The following is a 1,079-nucleotide window of genomic DNA, read 5'->3' on the forward strand; positions in this document are numbered from 1 at the left end:
GGGCTTATCCAAATCTACAAACGCGATGTTTCAGTTTTCGGATTCAGTTTTCAGGGAGCAACATTAGCCTGACTGTTTGGTAATGATGGCGGAGGGGTTCCACACGTACCCATCCCGAACACGACCGTTAAGCCCTCCAGCGCCGATGGTACTTGGACCGCAGGGTCCTGGGAGAGTAGGACGTTGCCAAGCAGAGCAAGACAGATTGACCGTTTCAAGGAGCAATCCGAGGAGACGGTGACTATTCCCTGATAGCTCAGTTGGTAGAGCACTCGACTGTTAATCGAGTTGTCACAGGTTCGAGTCCTGTTCGGGGAGCCATTTGCTCTCATAGCTCAGTAGGTAGAGTGCATCCATGGTAAGGATGAGGTCACCGGTTCGAATCCGGTTGAGAGCTTCGCAATAGGGCCCGTTGGTCAAGTGGTTAAGACACCTCCCTTTCACGGAGGTAACAGGGGTTCGAGTCCCCTACGGGTCATATTTACTTCTTGGAGATTTAGCTCAGCTGGGAGAGCATCTGCCTTACAAGCAGAGGGTCGGCGGTTCGATCCCGTCAATCTCCACCATTTTCTTAAATAACACGTTTACTTTATTGGGGATTAGCCAAGCGGTAAGGCAACGGACTTTGACTCCGTCATGCATAGGTTCAAATCCTATATCCCCAGCCATTTATGAGTCATTAGCTCAGTCGGTAGAGCACCTGACTTTTAATCAGGGTGTCGAAGGTTCGAGCCCTTCATGACTCACCATTTTTCTTACATGCGCGTGTGGCGGAATTGGCAGACGCACTAGACTTAGGATCTAGCGTTTCACGACGTGGGGGTTCAAGTCCCTCCACGCGCATAGGTTTTGCGGACGTGGCTCAGCGGTAGAGCATCGCCTTGCCAAGGCGAGGGTCGTGGGTTCGATTCCCATCGTCCGCTCCAATCTTTTACAAGGTTTTATTTGCGCCCTTAGCTCAGCTGGATAGAGCGTTTGACTACGAATCAAAAGGCCAGGAGTTCGAATCTCTTAGGGCGCGCCATTTTTTCTAAAAGTGAATAAACGCATAACGGGATGTAGCTCAGCTTGGTAGAGCA

General features: G+C 50.8%; 9 tRNA genes and 1 rRNA gene. All 10 read left to right on the forward strand.

The window, feature by feature from the left end:
* Nucleotides 1-75 precede the first annotated feature (75 nt).
* Nucleotides 76-192 (forward strand): 5S ribosomal RNA (rrf, locus tag PTI45_RS22140).
* A gap of 53 nt (nucleotides 193-245) precedes the next feature.
* Nucleotides 246-321, forward strand: a tRNA-Asn gene (locus PTI45_RS22145).
* Nucleotides 322-324: 3 nt separating this feature from the next.
* Nucleotides 325-397: transfer RNA gene (locus PTI45_RS22150), tRNA-Thr, on the forward strand.
* 9 nt (nucleotides 398-406) lie between these two features.
* A tRNA-Glu gene (locus PTI45_RS22155) sits at nucleotides 407-478 on the forward strand.
* Nucleotides 479-490: 12 nt separating this feature from the next.
* Nucleotides 491-566 (forward strand) — tRNA-Val (locus tag PTI45_RS22160).
* 27 nt (nucleotides 567-593) lie between these two features.
* A tRNA-Gln gene (locus PTI45_RS22165) sits at nucleotides 594-668 on the forward strand.
* Between the two features lie 5 nt (nucleotides 669-673).
* Nucleotides 674-749: transfer RNA gene (locus PTI45_RS22170), tRNA-Lys, on the forward strand.
* A 12-nt stretch (nucleotides 750-761) separates the two neighbouring features.
* Nucleotides 762-843, forward strand: a tRNA-Leu gene (locus PTI45_RS22175).
* 8 nt (nucleotides 844-851) lie between these two features.
* Nucleotides 852-926: transfer RNA gene (locus PTI45_RS22180), tRNA-Gly, on the forward strand.
* Between the two features lie 21 nt (nucleotides 927-947).
* Nucleotides 948-1,024 (forward strand) — tRNA-Arg (locus PTI45_RS22185).
* The last annotated feature ends 55 nt before the right edge of the window (nucleotides 1,025-1,079 follow it).

The organism is Paenibacillus nuruki, from assembly GCF_001721045.1.
Lineage (GTDB): Bacteria > Bacillota > Bacilli > Paenibacillales > Paenibacillaceae > Saccharibacillus > Saccharibacillus nuruki.